The organism is Acidobacteriaceae bacterium (assembly GCA_035944135.1).
Taxonomy (GTDB): domain Bacteria; phylum Acidobacteriota; class Terriglobia; order Terriglobales; family Acidobacteriaceae; genus Granulicella.
Genome location: DASZBM010000001.1, coordinates 224,233 through 242,763, shown reverse-complemented (window position 1 = coordinate 242,763; position 18,531 = coordinate 224,233). Strand labels below are relative to the sequence as shown.

The 18,531-nt window shown below is 62.5% G+C and carries 10 protein-coding genes; 5 read left to right on the top strand and 5 right to left on the bottom strand.

Going from position 1 to position 18,531, the window contains the following annotated elements; genetic code table 11:
- Positions 1-49 precede the first annotated feature (49 nt).
- Both VGU25_00820 and VGU25_00815 read right to left on the bottom strand, forming a co-directional pair.
- Positions 50-1,579: an aldehyde dehydrogenase family protein gene (locus tag VGU25_00820; protein ID HEV2575724.1), complete on the bottom strand. Its 1,530-nt coding sequence runs from the start codon at positions 1,577-1,579 to the stop codon at positions 50-52.
- Complete coding sequence (locus VGU25_00815) at positions 1,576-2,997, bottom strand: acetyl ornithine aminotransferase family protein (protein ID HEV2575723.1); 1,422 nt, start codon at positions 2,995-2,997, stop codon at positions 1,576-1,578. The genes VGU25_00820 and VGU25_00815 overlap by 4 nt, the downstream gene beginning before the upstream one ends.
- Before the next feature lie 695 nt (positions 2,998-3,692).
- On the opposite strand from VGU25_00815, the gene VGU25_00810 reads away from it, so the two are divergent.
- From VGU25_00810 to VGU25_00800, 3 genes are all read left to right on the top strand, one after another.
- On the top strand, positions 3,693-10,559 hold the full coding sequence (locus VGU25_00810) for a HAMP domain-containing protein (GenBank protein ID HEV2575722.1): 6,867 nt from the start codon (positions 3,693-3,695) through the stop codon (positions 10,557-10,559).
- Entirely contained in the window at positions 10,544-12,538 is a 1,995-nt protein-coding gene (locus VGU25_00805) for an ATP-binding protein (GenBank protein HEV2575721.1), read from the top strand. The genes VGU25_00810 and VGU25_00805 overlap by 16 nt, the downstream gene beginning before the upstream one ends.
- A gap of 182 nt (positions 12,539-12,720) precedes the next feature.
- Positions 12,721-13,383, top strand: a complete 663-nt coding sequence (locus VGU25_00800; GenBank protein HEV2575720.1) for a hypothetical protein — start codon at positions 12,721-12,723, stop codon at positions 13,381-13,383.
- A gap of 23 nt (positions 13,384-13,406) precedes the next feature.
- Here the strand turns inward: VGU25_00800 and VGU25_00795 are convergent, their stop codons facing one another.
- Positions 13,407-13,604, bottom strand: coding sequence for a hypothetical protein (locus VGU25_00795; protein HEV2575719.1), 198 nt, complete (start codon positions 13,602-13,604; stop codon positions 13,407-13,409).
- A gap of 580 nt (positions 13,605-14,184) precedes the next feature.
- Here VGU25_00795 and VGU25_00790 point away from each other — a divergent pair.
- Positions 14,185-15,468, top strand: coding sequence for a hypothetical protein (locus VGU25_00790; GenBank protein ID HEV2575718.1), 1,284 nt, complete (start codon positions 14,185-14,187; stop codon positions 15,466-15,468).
- Between the two features lie 738 nt (positions 15,469-16,206).
- On the opposite strand, the gene VGU25_00785 is transcribed toward VGU25_00790, so the two are convergent.
- The gene (locus VGU25_00785; GenBank protein HEV2575717.1) at positions 16,207-16,374 is read right to left on the bottom strand and encodes a hypothetical protein; all 168 of its coding nucleotides are present in this window, start codon (positions 16,372-16,374) and stop codon (positions 16,207-16,209) included.
- A gap of 45 nt (positions 16,375-16,419) precedes the next feature.
- Positions 16,420-17,364: a carboxypeptidase-like regulatory domain-containing protein gene (locus tag VGU25_00780; GenBank protein HEV2575716.1), complete on the bottom strand. Its 945-nt coding sequence runs from the start codon at positions 17,362-17,364 to the stop codon at positions 16,420-16,422.
- A 244-nt stretch (positions 17,365-17,608) separates the two neighbouring features.
- Between VGU25_00780 and VGU25_00775 the strand changes: the two genes are divergently transcribed.
- Positions 17,609-18,445, top strand: coding sequence for a heme-binding protein (locus tag VGU25_00775; protein HEV2575715.1), 837 nt, complete (start codon positions 17,609-17,611; stop codon positions 18,443-18,445).
- Positions 18,446-18,531: the final 86 nt, after the last annotated feature.

Genomic DNA, 18,531 nt, shown 5'->3' with positions numbered 1-18,531 from the left:
CAGTTTGTCACGAGATCCGCGCGGCCAAATTTGTTCTTTTTTCGAATCGCTAATCGATATCGAAGCTGACACCCTGCGCTAGCGGAAGATCGGTGCCGTAGTTGATGGTGTTGCTCGCGCGGCGCATGTACTGCTTCCATGCGTCGGAACCGGACTCGCGGCCGCCGCCGGTGTCCTTTTCGCCGCCGAACGCACCGCCTATTTCCGCGCCGGAGGTGCCAATGTTCACGTTGGCGATGCCGCAATCGGACACGGCGAGGAAGCGCTCGGCCTCGCGCATGTTCAGCGTAAAGATCGAGGATGAGAGTCCTTGCGGAACATCATTGTGCAGGGCGAGCGCCTCTTCGAATTCGCGGTATTTCAGCACGTAGAGTATCGGGGCAAAGGTCTCGTGCTTCACGACCTCCGATTGGCGTGCAATTTCGACGAGCGCAGGCCGCACGTAGAACGCCTGACCGCTCATTTCATTGACATCGATACGTTCGCCGCCGGTGACAGTCGCTCCGTCGGAACGCGCGGCGCCGAGCGCCTTCTGCATGGAGTCGAACGCTCGCTCATCGATAAGCGGACCGACGAGGGTGCCCGGCTCGCGCGGATCGCCGATCGACACGGAACCGTACACCTGCTTGAGGCGCGACGTCAGCGTGTCATAGATAGATTCGTGCACGATGAGCCGGCGCAGCGTCGTGCAGCGCTGACCTGCGGTGCCCATCGCGGAGAAGGCAATCGCGCGCAGCGTAAGGTCGAGGTCCGCGGAAGCGCAAACGATCGCGGCGTTGTTGCCGCCGAGTTCAAGAATCGCGCGCGCAAAGCGTTTCGCCAGGCGCGGAGCCACGGCTCGGCCCATGCCAGTGCTTCCGGTTGCGGAGACAAGCGGCACGAGCGGGCTGTCGACGAGCAGCTCGCCGAGCTTTGAATCGCCCATCAGCAGCGTGCAGAGATTCGGAGGCACGGCGCCGAAGCGTTCGCATGCGCGTTCAAACAATGCCTGCGTGGCGAGCGCCGTGAGCGGAGTCTTCTCCGACGGCTTCCACACGATGGAGTTGCCACAGACCAGCGCCAGCGCAGCGTTCCAGCTCCACACCGCGACCGGGAAGTTGAAAGCGCTGATGATGCCGGTCACGCCGAGCGGATGCCAGGTTTCCATCATGCGATGATTCGCGCGCTCCGAGGGCAGCGTCAGCCCGGCGAGCTGCCGCGACAGCCCCGCAGCGAACGTGCAGATGTCGATCATCTCCTGCACTTCTCCGTGGCCCTCGGAGAGAATCTTTCCGGCCTCGAGCGTGACCAGCCTGCCGAGCGCATCCACGTTTGCGCGCAGCTCTTCGCCCAGCAGACGCACCAGCTCGCCGCGTTTCGGCGCGGGCACGTCGCGCCACGCCTCGAACGCTTTGTGTGCAGCGTCAAGTGCATCCGCTGCTTCTTTGTCTGAGGTTGTTCGGACGCGCGCGAGCTCTTCGCCGGTGATGGGCGTTCGCGCGACGAGCTCGCCGTTGGTGTAGGCCGATTCGCGCACGACGAGCTGCGCGAGCAGGTCGCGCGCTTCGTCGCGAATCGAGGTTTCAGTAGCGGTCGTCATGCTGGTCCTTCCTCAGCCTGTTGCGCCTCGGGGAGCGCGCCGCACTCTACAAGGCAATCTTCCAGGATGTCGAGCGCGACATCCATCTCCTGCTGGTTGACGATCAGCGGTGGGCACAGCCGGATCGTATTCTCGCCGCAGCCGAGCAGCAGCAGCCCGCGGTGAAAGGCTGCATCAACGATGCGGTCGCGCAGATCGTGCGCCGGTTTGCGTGACATGCGATCCTCCACAATCTCTACGCCGATCATCAGACCGCGACCGCGCACATCGCCCACGCAGGCGTGCCGCGAGGTCCAGTGACTCAGTCGCTCCAGCGCAGCCGCGCCAACGGTTGCAGCGTTCGCCATTGCTTCCTTCTCGATAACATCCATCGTCGCGAGCGCAGCCGCGAGGCAGATGGGATTGCCGCTGAATGTGCTGCCATGCGATCCGGGCACCCAGTCCATAATCTCGGCGCGCGTCATGCAGATGCCGATGGGCATGCCCGACGCGATGCCTTTGGCGATGAGCACCATATCCGGCTCGACACCGGTATGCTCGATCGCCCACCACTTGCCGGTGCGGCCAGCACCTGACTGGATCTCGTCGGCGACCAGAAGGATGCCGTGCTTGTCGCAGATGGCGCGTAGCTCCTTGAGGAACGAATCCGGCGGGACGATGTAGCCGCCCTCGCCCTGGATCGGTTCGACGAAGATTGCGGCGACCTCTTCCGGCGGCAGCGTCGTCTTGAAGAGTTTCTCCTCCAAAAAACGTGCGCAGGCAAGACCCAGCTCATGCGCGGAGCGAGCGCTGCCGTCGCCTTCGCGGTACGGGTTGGGATAGGGGATGTGCGTGACGCCGGGAACGAGCGGAGCGAACCGCCGGCGCTGCTGCACCTTGGAGGCGGTCAGGGACAGCGCGCCCATTGTCCGCCCGTGGAAGCTGCCGAGGAAGCTGATCACGTGCTGGCGTCCGGTGTGGTAACGCGCCAGCTTCAGGGCGCACTCCACGGCCTCGGCGCCGGAGTTGCCGAAGTAGAACCGGTGCGGCCCGGGCATCGGTGCGGTAGCCGACAGACGCTCCGCGAACCGGGGCATCACGTCGTAGTAAAAGTCTGTGCCGGACATGTGGATCAGCTGTGCAGCCTGCTCCTGAATGGCGCGGACCACATGCGGGTGGCAGTGGCCGGTTGAGGTCACTGCAATCCCGGCGGTGAAGTCGAGAAACTCATTGCCGTCGACGTCCTCAATCCGGCAGCCGACGCCGCGCTTCACAGCCAGCGGGTAGCAGCGCGTGTAGCTGGGCGAGAGCAGCGCCTCGTCGCGGGCGACGATCTGCTGCGCCTTCGGGCCGGGGATGGGCCCCTTCAGCCTGGGGCCGAAGCGGGCGTGGGCGACCGGTGAAGCGGTACGTTCGTACTCCAGAACCATCGTGCTCATCGGAACTCTCTTTCTTGTCTTGCTGAGGCTCTTTCCTGTCTGCTAGGCGGTCAGGGGGACGCCCGGTGAGGACAGCCGTACCCGGCTGGAAGATGTGCCGGGGTTCGCCAAAGACGGCGAGGCTGCCGGAAGGTCCGGGCAGAGTCAGAAGGTTTCGGATGTGTGAGAGTAGCTAATCGCCGGAGAAGAGGTTCGGGCGGCTGGTGCTGGGCAAGACAGAGCGGGAGGCGCGGGCAGGCACCCTCAGCCGGACGGAGGTCCGTGGTCCGCTCGCTGCGGTCGAGGAAAGGTTAAGGAGACGCATGGTCGGATACCTCACCTTTAGCCGTGACTATAGGCTTCCGGAGGGCGATTGGCAACGTACACCTTTGGGGGATGCGATGGCAGGCAACAACCCCGGGTACAAACCCCATCTACTCACTAAGTATTCCCGGACCAAATAGTTACTGCCTTGGGTGTAAGTAGGGTCAATTTTTTCGGCGGCTCGTGTCTCCCGTCTGTTGGGGGAACGTGCTATTGCTTGTATGGACTCGCGGAGGCCGGTCCGACAGTTTTCCCTGTGCCGGGCCGATTCCCACCGAGAGTTCCGCCGAAGGGTCGCTTACCGATCTCGTTCGTCCAACCCTACAGGGCGAACTGCGTCAGCATCCGACCGCATGCTTTAGTTCGTTAAATCCCTTTCGCGAGGCCCCAAATTGAAGACCAGTCCGCGCCGACCCTCCACCTCAGATTCAGAGGTTCCCGTTTCGGTTGTAGAAAACGGAACTTCGTTGCAGCACAACGGAAACGGCGGCGGCTTCGACTCAGCCGTGCTGCTCTCCATGATGTTGCGCATGCGCGACGGCGACTTCACCGTGCGGCTGCCCAACACGTGGACCGGTGTCGAAGGCAAGGTGGCCGACACCTTCAATGAAATCGTCGCGGCCAACGAGCAGATGGCGCGCGAGCTGAAGCGCATCGGCCAGAAGGTCGGCAAGGAGGGCCGCACGCGCGAGCGTGCGCGCTTCCAGCAGACCCGCGGTTCCTGGGGCGAGATGGAGACCTCGGTCAACACGCTCGCTGACGACCTGCTGCGGCCGACGACCGAGGTGACGCGGGCGATCGCCGCCGTCGCGCAGGGCAACCTTACCCAGACCGTGCGCCTGGACGTTGACGGCCGCCCTCTCGAAGGCGAGTTCCTTCGCTCCGCCAACATCGTCAACACCATGATTCAGCAGCTGAGCGTGTTCACCAGCGAAGTGACGCGCGTGGCCCGCGAGGTCGGAACCGAAGGCAAGCTCGGCGGACAGGCCGAGGTGCCCGGCGTCGCCGGTACCTGGAAGGACCTCACCGACTCGGTGAACTCCATGGCCTCGAACCTCACCGGCCAGGTGAGAAATATTGCTGAGGTCGCGACCGCCGTGGCCTCGGGCGACCTCTCGCGCAAGATCACGGTGGACGTGCGCGGCGAAATTCTGCAGCTCAAAGAGGCCATCAACACGATGGTCGATCAGCTCCGCTCCTTCGCCTCGGAAGTAACGCGCGTGGCGCGCGAGGTTGGTACGGACGGCAAGCTCGGCGGACAGGCCGTGGTGCCGGGCGTGGCCGGAACCTGGAAGGATTTGACGGACTCCGTAAACGCGATGGCCGGCAACCTTACCGCGCAGGTCCGTAACATCGCCGAAGTTACGACGGCTGTGGCTCGCGGCGATTTGTCCCGCAAGATCACCGTGGACGTGAAGGGCGAAATTCTAGAACTCAAGGACACCATTAACACCATGGTGGACCAGCTCAACGCGTTCGCCGGCGAAGTGACGCGCGTGGCCCGCGAGGTCGGCACCGAAGGCCGGCTGGGTGGACAGGCGCAGGTGCCGGGCATCGGCGGAACCTGGAAGGATCTCACCGACAACGTCAACTTCATGGCCTCGAACCTCACGGGCCAGGTCCGCAACATCGCCGAAGTCGCGACCGCGATCGCGAACGGTGATCTCTCCCGCAAGATCACCGTCGATGTGCAGGGCGAAATCCTCGAGCTCAAAGAGACGCTCAACACCATGGTCGACCAGCTCAATCGCTTCGCCGGCGAGGTGACGCGCGTTGCACGCGAGGTCGGAACCGAAGGAAGACTCGGCGGCCAGGCCAACGTGCCGGGAGTCGCCGGAACGTGGAAGGATCTGACGGACTCAGTGAACTCTATGGCCGGCAATCTCACCGGCCAGGTTCGTAACATCGCCGAAGTAACAACCGCCGTTGCTCGCGGAGACTTGTCGCGCAAGATCACCGTGGACGTGAAGGGCGAAATTCTGGAGCTGAAGAACACCATCAACACGATGGTGGATCAGCTGAACGGCTTCGCCGGCGAAGTCACGCGCGTCGCCCGCGAGGTCGGCACCGAAGGCAAGCTGGGCGGCCAGGCTCAGGTGTCCGGTGTCGCCGGAACCTGGAAGGATCTCACCGACAACGTGAACTTCATGGCCTCGAACCTTACAGGCCAGGTGCGTAACATCGCCGAGGTCGCAACCGCGGTCGCGCTCGGCGATCTCTCGCGCAAGATCACCGTGGACGTGAAGGGCGAAATTCTAGAACTCAAGGACACCATTAATACGATGGTGGACCAGCTCCGCTCCTTCGCCTCGGAAGTCACGCGCGTCGCCCGTGAGGTCGGTACCGAAGGCAAGCTCGGCGGCCAGGCCAACGTGCCCGGTGTCGCCGGTACGTGGAAGGACCTTACGGACTCGGTGAACTCGATGGCCTCGAACCTGACGGGTCAGGTCCGTAACATCGCCGAAGTCTCAACAGCCATCGCCAGCGGCGATCTTTCGAAGAAGATCACCGTGAACGTCTCGGGCGAAATTCTGCTGCTCAAAGACACGATCAACACGATGGTCGACCAGCTGAACGCGTTCGCCGGCGAAGTGACGCGCGTCGCTCGCGAGGTCGGCACCGAAGGCAAGCTCGGCGGTCAGGCCAACGTGCCCGGTGTGGCCGGAACGTGGAAGGATTTGACGGACTCGGTGAACTCGATGGCCGGCAACCTCACGGCGCAGGTGAGAAACATCGCCGAGGTAACAACGGCCGTGGCCCGCGGCGACTTGAGCCGCAAAATCACAGTGGACGTGAAGGGCGAAATTCTCGAGCTCAAAAACACCATCAACACCATGGTCGATCAGCTCAACGCGTTCGCCGGCGAAGTGACGCGCGTCGCTCGCGAGGTCGGAACTGAAGGCAAGCTCGGCGGACAGGCCGAAGTGCCGGGAGTCGGCGGAACGTGGAAGGACTTGACCGACAACGTCAACTTCATGGCCTCGAACCTGACGGGCCAGGTTCGTAACATCGCCGAAGTCGCAACTGCCATCGCGACGGGCGATCTTTCGAAGAAGATCACCGTGGACGTGCGCGGCGAAATTCTGCAGCTCAAAGAGACGCTGAATACTATGGTCGAGCAGCTGCGCTCGTTCGCTGCGGAAGTAACGCGCGTGGCCCGCGAGGTCGGCTCGGAAGGACGGCTCGGCGGACAGGCGAACGTGCCCGGCGTCGGCGGAACGTGGAAGGATCTTACCGATTCCGTAAACGCCATGGCCGGTAATCTCACCGGCCAGGTGCGTAACATCGCCGAAGTGACAACCGCCGTGGCTCGCGGCGACTTGTCGCGCAAGATCACGGTGGACGTGAAGGGCGAAATTCTCGAGCTGAAGAACACCATCAACACGATGGTGGATCAGCTGAACGCGTTCGCCGGCGAAGTAACGCGCGTAGCACGCGAGGTCGGCACGGACGGCAAGCTCGGCGGACAGGCCGAGGTGCCCGGTGTCGCCGGCACGTGGAAGGATCTCACTGACAACGTAAACTTCATGGCCTCGAACCTGACGGGCCAGGTGCGTAACATCGCCGAGGTTGCGACGGCAATCGCGAACGGCGACTTGTCGAAGAAGATCACCGTGGACGTGCGCGGCGAAATTCTGCAGCTCAAAGAGACGCTGAACACGATGGTCGAACAGCTTCGCTCGTTCGCCGCCGAAGTGACGCGCGTCGCTCGCGAGGTCGGATCCGAAGGCCGGCTGGGTGGACAGGCGCACGTGCCCGGCGTCGGCGGAACGTGGAAGGACTTGACCGATTCCGTAAACGCCATGGCCGGCAACCTCACGGCGCAGGTGAGAAACATCGCCGAGGTCACAACCGCCGTGGCCCGCGGCGACCTCTCACGCAAGATCACGGTAGACGTGAAGGGCGAAATCCTCGAGCTGAAGAACACCATCAACACGATGGTGGACCAGCTCAACGCGTTTGCCGCCGAAGTGACGCGCGTGGCGCGCGAAGTCGGTACGGAAGGCAAGCTCGGCGGCCAGGCGCAGGTGCCGGGCGTCGCCGGAACGTGGAAGGATCTGACCGACAACGTAAACGTCATGGCCGCCAACCTCACCGAACAGGTGCGCGGCATCGTGCGCGTGGTTACGGCTATCGCGAGCGGCGACCTCACGCGCAAGCTGACGGTGAATGCGAAGGGCGAAGTCGCCGCGCTCGCCGAGACGATCAACAACGTCACGGAGACGCTCGCGACCTTTGCCGACCAGGTGACCACGGTGGCCCGCGAGGTCGGCGTCGAAGGCCGGCTCGGCGGACAGGCGAACGTGCCTGGCGCCGCCGGAACGTGGAAGGATCTCACCGGCAACGTGAACCTGCTGGCCGACAACCTGACCAACCAGGTGCGCGCTATCGCCGAGGTCGCAACCGCCGTGACGAAGGGCGATCTGACGCGTTCCATTCAGGTGGAAGCGTCAGGCGAAGTGGCCGAGCTGAAGGACAACATCAACACGATGATTGACAACCTTCGCCTGACCACGGACCGCAACAAGGAACAGGACTGGCTGAAGACGAACCTCGCGCGCTTCACGGGCATGCTGCAGGGGCAGCGCGACCTGGGAACCGTGGGCCGCATGCTGCTGTCGGAGCTTGCACCGCTGGTCAACGCGCAGCAGGGCGTCATTTATCAGACGGACTCTGAGGACGCGAACACGATGGTGCTTCTGTCGGCCTACGCGAGCAACTCCGAAGGCCAACTGGAGCGCGTGGCGATTGGCGAAGGCCTCATCGGACAGTGCGCGCGCGAGAAGCGCCGCATGTTTATCGAGGACCTGCCGCCGAAGACGCTGCCGGTGCGGTCGGGTCTGTTCGAAGCCGTTCCTCGCAATGTCATCGTCCTTCCGGTGCTCTTCGAAGATCGCGTGAAAGCTGTGATCGAGCTCGCAACGCTGAACGAATTCACGGCGTCGCATCTCGCGTTCCTCGAGCAGCTCACGGCATCGATCGGCATCGTGCTCAACTCGATCGAAGCGACGATGCAGACCGAGGGCTTGCTGAAGCAGTCGCAGCAGTTGGCAACTGAGCTGCAGACGCAGCAGAAGGAGCTGCAGCAGACCAACGAGCAGCTGGGCCAGAAGGCGCAGCAGCTCGCTGAACAGAACGCCGAGGTCGAACGCAAGAACCAGGAGATCGAGCAGGCACGCCGCGCGCTCGAGGACAAGGCCAAGGAGCTCGCGCTTACCTCGAAGTACAAGTCAGAGTTCCTCGCGAACATGTCGCACGAGTTGCGCACGCCACTCAACTCGATCCTCGTGCTCGGGCAGCAGCTCACCGATAACCCGGACGGCAACCTTAGCCCGCGGCAGGTCGAGTATGCGCGCACAATTCACGGCGCGGGTACCGACTTGCTGAACCTCATCTCGGACATTCTCGATCTTTCGAAGATCGAGTCGGGCACCGTGTCGGTCGATGCTGAAGAGGTCTTCTTCGGAAGCCTGCTCGACATGCTGGCGCGGCCGTTCCGGCACGAGGCCGAGAACCGCAAGGTTTCGTTCGAAGTCGATGCTGCATCGGAGCTGCCGCGCAGCCTGGTGACGGACTCGAAGCGTCTGCAGCAGGTGCTCAAGAATTTGCTGTCGAACGCCTTCAAGTTCACGGAGAAGGGCAGCGTGAAGCTGCGGGTTGCACCGGTGACCTCCGGATGGAGCGATGGGCATCCGGTGCTGAACGGCGCCGGATCGGTGATTGCGTTCGAGGTGACGGATACCGGCATCGGCATTCCGCAGGAGAAGCAGCGCATCATCTTCGAGGCCTTCCAGCAGGCGGATGCAGGAACGAGCCGCAAGTACGGTGGAACGGGTCTCGGTCTCGCCATCAGCCGCGAGCTGGCAAGCCTGCTGGGCGGCGAGATTCAACTGCGCAGCACGCCCGGGCAGGGAAGCACGTTCACGCTGTTCATTCCGCAGACCTATGTGGGAACGGCGGGACCGACGATCGCGGCGAGCGAACTACCCAATGGCCACTCCGCTCCGCGGTTGCAGCTTCCGACGGCAACGGTGGAACAGATCGCGGAGCGGCCTGAGGACGACCGTGCGAACCTGGAGACCGGCGACAACGTGCTGCTGGTTGTTGAAGACGATCCGCACTACGCGCGGCTGCTGTGCGACCTCGCTCGCGAAAAGGGCTTCAAGGTGTTGATCGCGATGCGCGGAGCTGAAGCCTTATCACTCGCGCGGGAGTTCCGTCCAACAGCGGTGACGCTGGACGTCTTCCTGCCGGACATGCTGGGATGGGCTGTGCTGAACCATCTGAAGCAGGATCCGACGACACGGCATATTCCGGTGCAGATGCTCACGATGGATGAGGACTGGCATCATGGGCTTTCGCGCGGCGCGTTCTCGTACGTGGTGAAGCCGACGAGCCAGCAGGGCATCGAGGCCGCGCTCACCCGGATCAAGGAGTACTCGTCGCCGCGGCGCAAGAAGCTGCTCATCGTCGAGGACAATCCGGCCGAGCAATTCAGCATCACAGAACTGCTGGGGTCGGAGGACATCGACATTACGGTTGTAGACACCGGAGAGGACGCGCTCGCCGAGGCCGAGAAGGAGAAGTTCGACTGCGTGGTCCTCGACCTCAAGCTGCCGGACATGTCCGGCGTTGAAGTGCTCGAACGAATGCAGCGGTCTCCAAACCTGATGGAGCTGCCAGTCGTAGTGTTCACGGGTAAGGAGCTCGCGCCGGATGAAGATGCACGGCTGCGCACGCTGGCGCGCAGCGTTGTCGTGAAAGACGTTGAGTCTCCGGAGCGACTGCTCGATGAGACGGCGCTGTTCCTGCACCGCGTGGTGTCGGATCTGCCGCCGGAGAAGCAGCGGATGCTGGAACGGCTGCATGGGTCGGATGAGGCGCTGGTTGGACGCAAGGTGCTGGTAGTCGACGATGACGTGCGTAACATCTTTGCGCTATCGAGCGTTCTTGAACGGCGTGGTATGACCGTACTGACGGCGGGCACAGGCCGGGAGGCGATCTCGATGCTGGAGAGCACACCGGACATCGCGATCGTGCTGATGGATATCATGATGCCTGAGATGGATGGATATGAGACGATGCAAGTGATCCGGCAGAACGCGCATCTGCGGCGGCTGCCGATCATTGCGCTGACAGCGAAGGCCATGAAGGGCGACCGAGAGAAGTGCCTGGAGGCCGGAGCTTCCGAGTACATGGCGAAACCGGTTAACACCGATCAACTGCTCTCGGGCTTGCGGACATGGCTGCACAGGTAGACTCTTCAACACGGATGCATCCATCGCTCGCCCAACACGACGAGTCGGTGATGCCTGTCGACGAGCGGGATCCGGTCACCATTCTGATGGTGGACGATCAGCCTGGAAAACTGCTGAGCTACGAGGCGATCCTTCAGGACCTTGGCGAGGAGTTGGTGAAGGCCAACTCCGCGCGCGAGGCGCTGGACCATCTGCTGCGGGGCGATGTTGCGGTGGTGCTGATGGACGTCAGCATGCCGGAGATCGACGGCTTCGAGCTTGCGGACATGATGCGTCAACATCCGCGGTTCCAGAAGACGCCGATCATCTTTGTCTCCGCAGTTCACCTTTCCGACCTGGATCGCATACGCGGGTACCAGAGCGGCGCGGTGGACTACATCTCTGTTCCGGTTGTGCCGGAGGTGCTGCGCGCGAAGGTCAGCGTGTTTGCGGAGCTGCATCGCAAGAAGCGCGCACTGCAGGTGCTGAATCGCGATCTGGAAGAGCGCGTGGCGCAGCGGAGCGAAGAGTTGCGGCTGCTGAACGAGCAACTGCAGCAGCGCGTCGCTGAGCTGGAATCGATCATGCAGGTGCTGCCGGTGGGCGTTGCGGTGGCGCATGGCAGCGACTGCGCGACGATCACGGGAAACGCGGCGCTGGGAGAGATGCTGGGCTCTCAGTTCACCGAGGCCGTGTCGGAATCTGTACTGAGCCTCGCGAAGATTTCACAGAAGGGATCGGCTCTCACGCTAGAGGACCTGCCGTTACTGCAGGCTGTGCGGGCCGGGCTGCCGACGGGAATGCTGGAACTCCAGGTAGAGCATCCGGAAGGCTCGCCGCATTTCCTGCTGGCAAGCGCTTCGCCGCTGTTCGACGAATCAGGGAGTGTGCGCGGGGCGGTGGGAGCGTTCTTCGACGTTACGGAACGCAAGCGCCTGGATGATGCGTCGCGTGAGCGCGCGGAACTGCTGGAGCTGGCGACCGAGGCGATCATGGTTCGCGATAGCCAGGGGATGATCCAGTACTGGAACGCGGGCGCAGAGGCGCTCTACGGGTGGAAGCGCGAGCAGGTGCTGGGACATCACCTGAAGGATTTGCTGGGAACTTCTCAAGCGGACCGCAAAGCGATTGGGGAGGCGTTGGAGAGGGACGGGCGATGGGAGGGGAACCTCAAGCATCGCACGATGGACGGTCAGGAAATTCTGGTGGCGAGCCGGCAGGCGGTGCAGGCCGGCAGCGGGGCGGTGCTGGAGATTACGCGCGATATCACCGCTCAGGTGATTGCCGAGGAGGCGCTGCGCAGGAATGAGCGGCTGGCTGCGATGGGCAAGCTGGCGGGGATTGTGGCGCACGAGATCAACAATCCGCTGGAAGCGATTACGAATGCGTTTTACCTGCTGCGGCAGCACCCGTCTCTGGATGACGAGGCGAAGTATTATGCGCAGATTGCGGAGCAGGAGCTGGCACGGGTCTCGCACATTACGAAGCAGACGCTGAGTTTTTACCGGGAGTCGCAGAAGGCGGTGACGGTGGCGGTGTCGGAGTTGCTGGATGATGTTCTGGAGCTGCAGCACCGGCCGATGCAGAGCGCAAATATCTCGCTTGAGCGGGAGTATTCGAGCAAGGGAACAGTGCACGGGTTCCCGTCGGAGCTGAAGCAGGTGTTCATGAACCTGGTGAGCAATGCGATTCAGGCGATGCCGGAGGGTGGCCGGATGCGGGTGAGGCTGACGGAGACGGCGGGGTGGCAGGGGCGGCCGGCGGGTGTGCGGGTGTTTATCTCGGATACGGGTGTGGGGATTACGCCGGAGAATGCGAAGAGGCTATTCGAGCCGTTCTTTACGACGAAGTCGACGAAGGGGACGGGCCTGGGATTGTGGATCAGCAGGGGCATCGTGCAGAAGCACGAAGGCACGTTGCGGTTCCGGAGCGTGTTTGGCGAGGGTGGCGCGGTGACGGCGTTCCACGTGTTTCTGCCGACGCATGCGGCGGGCAAGTGAGCGGGACGAGTGAGTAGTGAATAGTGAATAAAGCCAAGGCGCGGACTGCCTCTCCTCCCCCGGTACTTTTTGCGCAAAATCTTCAGAGCAGGTGAGTTAGCTTCGGACCTTAGTGTGTCCTGGTGTGTGTCCCCGGGTGCAGGTGAGACCGCGCTGGCCTGGATGTCCAGGCTGGCTATTTCTTGGGCTGCGGCGCTCGCTTCGACGGCGGCCCTTGCAGCGGCCTCGGCGGCGGCGTCAGCGGAGGCGCGGCGGAGTTCGGCTTCGTGTTCGCGGTTGCGCTCGAGCTCGGCCGCATCGATTGCGTCGAAATCTTCGAGGAGGAGCTGCACGGAGCTTTTGGGTTCATCGTGGCCGAGCTCGGCGGGTGGGGCGAGGAGGCCGTGTTCGGGGTCGTGGATGACTTCGCAGACCGGCTGTTTGGGTTTGGCGTTGGGATCGGGCTTGGGCAGGTTGAGGCTAGCGATCTGGAGGCCGTAGAGGAGCAGCCCCGCGCGGCGCGGGTCGATTTCGTTGGAGGCGATCTTCTGGAGAACGACGGCGAGGCCCTCCTGGATGGCGCTGCGGTCTTCGGGATTGGGGACAGTGAAGCGGGACTGGCGGCGCTTGCGCGTGGGGGCGTCCTGAATGGGGCGGCGGGAGTTGTGGTGGAAGTAGCAGAAGGGCAGGCTCGCCTCGGAGCCACCTTCGGGGCTGCGGAGGGCGGGGCTGCCGCAGCGGCGGCCGTCGGCGAAGATGTGGCGGCACTGGAGGCGGGTTTCGTCTTCGGGGGTCTGGTGTTCGGGTGTCATGGGGTCTCCGAGGTTCTAGGTTCTAGGTTCCAGGTTCCAGGTTCTAGGTTCTAAGTGCGTGCGCTGAAGGTGGATGGCTAATCGAAGGTGCCGAGGTCAGGTTGGGCGAGGCGGTGGGAGAGGAAGAGGGCGGATTTTGCGGCCGGCGGGGTGGGTTTTGATTTGCGGGGCAGGCCGAGGGTTTTGGCGCGGGCGCGGCGGGCGGAGTGTTCGTGATCGGGGAGTGTCGCGCGCCGGGTGGATGGGGCGTGGTTGTGGACCTTGATGGATTTCATGGGTGGCTCCGTGCTTTCGGGTTAAAAGGGAAAGGCTGCCGGGCGGGCTGGAAGTTCGCCCCAGCACTTGCTGGGGACTCCGGCCCTGCGGCAGCCTTGAAATTTGTCTGTATCTCTATTTTATAAAATCGGGTGGAATTAATTCCGGATATTGTTCGGCCGGGTTGTGGCTTTGGTTTGTTGGGGTTCTGGGGATTTCCACGGTTGCGGGGACTTGACAAGATTTTTGGCGGTGTGGAGCGCGGCGGGTGGGTAGAGGAAGACGATTCGGTCGTTGGTCCTTCGGACTTCACGACGACTTCGGCAGAGCGGAAGCGCGTCTGCGACGCGGTTTTTAGGGCATGGAGACCGCGGGTTTCAGCCCGGGGTCTCCGTGCCCCTTCGGATTTGTGGTTGGAATGGGAGATTGGCGGGGGCATAGCCCGCTCATCGTGACGATGCCGCGATGAGGGGTCGCTCCGGGGTGAAGTGCGTCGGGCATGAGTGGGCGAGCCGCGGTAGCCGGGGCTTAGGGCCATCCACCTCGATTGCTCGGCTGGAGAGATGGCGTGAACGATTAATATGGTTCAGGAGTTCATGCATGGGATTGAGAGCAACGGAAGTATTTACACCTGGGGCTTTTCCGCTTCATACCTACGTGGAGCGCGCACAGGAGGGCTTCGAGACCGCTCTTTCGGATGCCCTAAGCACACCCGGGCAGGTCGTTTCGCTTTCGGGGCCCTCGAAATCCGGAAAGACGGTGTTGGTCGAGAAGGTAGTCGGACAGGATCAGCTTATTCCGATTTCGGGCGTTTCAATTGGCCATCCTGATGATGTTTGGCGCAAAGTCTTGGACTGGATGGATATTCCGACAAGTGCCACAGCGACGAAAACCTATGGAATTGCCAGTGAAGCTGAGCTTAGCGGGAAGGGGTCCGCGGGTGTTCCATTCGTGGCAAAGGGCGAGGCGGGCGGGCGAGTGCAACTTGGCGGCTCATTCGAGAAGGCCGCCGAGGAGGTGCGAGACCGTCGTGGTCTTCCCCAAGTTGTAGGCGAGATCGCGAATAGTGATTTTGTGGTGTTGGTCGATGACTTCCACTATATGCCTCGCGATGTCCAGTCGGAGGTGGCTAAGTCCCTCAAGGAGGCAGTCCGATTAAACATCAAGATTGTCGCGGCGGCGGTTACGCATCGTGGCGATGATCTCCTTCGGGCCAACAACGAGTTGAGGGGACGGGTGCGTGCGGTCGATTTGAAGTATTGGGATAGCGAGGAACTCACGGCTATCGCTAAAACGGGGTTCGGAGTTCTGAACGCTGACCTCGACCCCACAATTATTCAACAGTTCGTGACTGAATCCGCAGGTTCGCCGCAGCTGATGCAGTTACTTTGCTTGAATACCTGCTTCGTGATGAACTTGCGCGAGACATACGAAGGGATGTTCCCCGCCGTACTAAATGTTGGGTCGGTTGAGTTGCAGCGAATTCTCGAGCAGACAAGTTCCAATACCGATTTCCGTTCCCTGGTGGACGTTCTAGACGCTGGACCGCGTACCCGCGGTACTGAGCGCAAGACCTACAAATTCAGGGATGGTATGAGCGGCGATGTTTACAGCGTGGTGTTGAGAGCGCTGGCGATGAATCCGCCGAGGCTATCGTTCACGTATGACGAATTGCTCGCAAGGACGGTAGCGGTTTGTGAGGGTGAGTCGCCGGTGGGTTCAAGTGTGACGGGCACTTGCCTACATATGTCTAAGTTGGCCGTGGAGAAGTTCCCCTCTGAGCGCGCAGTTGATTGGGATGAAAGTAAGCAGGTGTTTGACGTGCCTGATCCCTACTTCATGTTCTATCTGCGGTGGTCGGGGCGGCTTCGTGAGCAGGGCTGATCCGCAAATGCTACAGATATCTGGCAGGGTTTCGGCTGCCGCGTGACGCATGGGCGGTGTATCTAGTCCAGCGCGCTGCCACGCTAACCGTTCTTGCCGTTCTGGATTGGGCCATGGGTGTTGTCCCAAGTCCAAGGCTTCCGATGCGTGGGGTCAGCATCCTGGCGGGGAGAGTTCGTCGGTGAGTTCGGCGTAGAGGATGGCGCGGGTTTCGAGGTGGCGGCGTGGCTCGGCGGAGGAAGGCAATTCAGTCGCTTCGTCCTTTGGACTTCGCTTGGGCCTTCGGCAGAGCGGTGCGCGTCTGCGACGCGGGTTTTATGACACGGAGATCTTGGGAGACCCCACGTTAAAGCGTGGAGTTACCAGCGTGGGGCTACCAGCCGTGCCCTGACGAAACCTCGGGTCAGTGGCTAAAGCCCGTTTGGCGGTGATGAGCTCGTCGGTGAGTTCGGCGTAGAGGACGGCGCGGGCTTCGAGGTGGCGGCCGTGGCTCGGCGGAGGAAGGCAATTCAGGCGCTTCGTCCTTTGGGCTTCGCTTGGGCCTCCCACCTCTGCCAGCAAGCTGGCCGGGGACCCCAGGCCTTCGGCAGAGCGGAAGGCGCTGCGCGCGGCTGGTTTTCGGCCCGACTGAAGTCGGTCCCCTTCCGATTCAAAAAAGCTTGCCCCGTTTGTGGCGAGACGAGCGGTGTCGGAGATGATTCGACTGCGCGTTCAGGATGAAAGCCATAGGTCGAAGGGTTAAGCGGCTGTTGGGATGCCAGCAGCGTCGGGGTTGTTCGGCTTCGCGCTGCGTGCTTCGCGCAGCATGATGGCGGCTGTTTTTGTGCGCTCAGGAAAGTGCCGAGCCCACTCATGCCGCTTGCCACCCCAGCGAACGAGTTTGCCGGGGACCGCGGTGCGCGTCATGAATGGGGCATCCGGTGGAAGGAGTCTGAATGCGGGCGCGGATCACTACAGGGTGAGAGGCGCGAGCTCGATGCCGTTCACGTCGAGATCGGGGATCTCAACGATCGCTTTGTCGAGAACGCCGCGGCGGGCGTTGTCATCGCCATCCGGGCGTGGGTCGGACATGACCTCGACGGAGTAGCGGCCCGGCTGAAGCATGATGGTGAAGGTGCGGTCGGGCTGAACGAGGGTCATGTCGGCGCTAAGCGAGAGGAGTGCTCCTACGGGGTGCCAGTAGAAGCGTACGGAAAGGCTTGCGTCGCCGATGGGATGCTCGAGTGCATCGAGCGATAGATCGCCTGTGAGTTTGCCGTGGAGGCTGTGCAGAATGGGACGCGGGACTGAAATCAGCAGGCCGGAGCGGTGCTCGGCGAGGGCCAGGTCGAAGCCGGTTGCGCCTTCAATGGTGCGGGAGTTGGGGTAGAGGAAGTTGAAGATCCGCTGGCGCACGTCCGGTGGATTGTTGCGGGCGAGGACGCCCGAGAGTTGAAGGAGATAGCGACCGGGGAAGAGGGGCGCGGAGGTGAAGTGTCCGTCCTCGGCGACGTGATGGCCGCCCCAGCCCCTGGTGAACCCGGTCCTTCCGGCTTTCTCTTGGAGGCTGAGGAGGCTGATCTGGCACGCCTTTGGAGGACGTCCTTCTTCGTCGACGATTCGTCCGGAGATGAAGGTGCCGGGCGGGATGCGGACGTTGAGGAGGTGGGGTCCGGGTCCGTGGATGGCGATGCGCTGGTGGAGCTTTGGGTAGCGGTGGCTTGGATCGCCAACGAACAATGAGTGGTCACCCGTGGGAAGGTCAGAGAACGAGTAGCTGCCGTCTGCGTTTGTGACCGGGCGCAAGATGGCGAGCCGGGTGGGTGGGCCGCTAGAGGCCCAGAGCTCGAGATCGCACCCGGTGACGGGTTGTTCGGTGGTTTGGTCGAGGATGTAAACGGTTAGAGATTGGCCCATGTGTTTCTCGTGCAGACGATTGTAGCGATGGTGAGTTTGCCGGTTTTTGTTGGTGGGTTGAGAGGGCAAGGGGAGCGCAGTGGCTACGCGTCACGACGTTTGATTGCGGGGCGGGGGAGTGGGGCGTAGATTTTGGGAGATTCTTATCGGGTGCGAACAGGTCCAGAACTCGGCCTCAGGATTCGGGTCTTCGGGATTCCCGGCTCTCTGGCGGGACTCAATTGCTGCAACGAAGGAGTCGACCATGGCAGGACATCGCGTATTGTATGGAGCGGCAACGGCCGCTTTGGCTCTGGCGCTTACAACGGCCGGAGGTGTGGTTCATGCGAATGATGCGGGTGAGAGCAATGGGTGCTCGAACCTGCCGAATTATTTTCAGCTGCAGACGGCGCTGGCTGCAGCGACGGCTACGGAGACGAGCGGGCTGAATAACCAGATGTGGGGAACGATTGTGGATCGCGATGGCGTGGTGTGCGCGGTGGCGTTTACGGGTGTGAATCGCGGCGCGCAGTGGCCGGGGAGCAGGGCGATCTCGGCGCAGAAGGCGAATACGGCGAATGCGTTCAGTCTGGATTCGTCGTCGAGCAGTGGAGGGTCGGGACAGGCGAATGGGTTGTCGCTGTCGACGGCGAACTTGTATTCGGCGGTGCAGCCGGGCGGAAGTCTGTATGGGCTGCAGGCGAGCAATCCGGTGGATACGGGTGTGGCGTATGCGGGGCCGTCGTCAGCGTATGGGACGCCGGGGGACCCGATGGTTGGGCAGAAGATTGGCGGAGTGAATGTGTTTGGCGGAGGGCTGGCGCTGTATGGGCCGGGCAAGAAGTTGATTGGAGCGGTTGGCGTGAGCGGAGACACGAGCTGCGCGGACCATGATATTGCGTGGCGCACGCGGAACAATCTGAAGCTGGACCACCTGGCGGGAGTGGGTGGGGTTTCGGGCGATGCGGCGCGGCCGGACAACATCATTTATGACATCACGCCGAACCCGAATGGAGGGACAGGGATCAGCAAGAGTGGATTCGGACACCCGATGTGCATCAATACGGGGGATCCGTCGCTGCTTCCGGCTGTGAGGCCGTGAGAGGGGCCTTGGGAAAATGCGGGGGAGGGTGAGGCCCTCTCCCGCATTTTTTGAGCGAGATTGGTGTTGCGGTCTGGGGGCGAACA